The sequence below is a fragment of the Oleiphilus sp. HI0125 genome (assembly GCF_001635355.1).
The window spans coordinates 1-299 of sequence record NZ_LWGF01000531.1 but is presented as its reverse complement, the minus strand read 5'-3'; the positions used below and the strand labels follow the sequence as shown (position 1 = coordinate 299).

Below are 299 nucleotides of genomic sequence, written 5' to 3'. Positions count from 1 at the left end.
CAAGATCAAAATCGAGCTTTTCTTCTGCAGCAAGACTCCTGAAAAATGCCATGCTAATAGGGTCTGTCATGCCATCTTGTGCCGTGGTCACCCCAAAAGACAAATAGTGCTCCTGTGCCTTTGGGAATAACTCAGCTTTCTTGCCTTGAAACTCTTCAATAGCCTTGCCTGCAAAATAGTACATTGATATTTCTTGAACGAGGCCAGTCGGCGTTTTGCCATCGTCGAAGCAAATAATTCTTCCACCAATCGGATCTCTCGTATTCTCATCGATACCACCTTGTGCCAATGCCATAGAA

At 44.5% G+C, this 299-nt stretch carries 1 protein-coding gene; it reads right to left on the bottom strand.

Annotated features, from left to right (window positions below; genetic code table 11):
- Positions 1-299, bottom strand: a 299-nt coding sequence (locus A3762_RS27300; RefSeq protein ID WP_197469096.1) for a hypothetical protein, incomplete at both ends; no start/stop codon positions are given.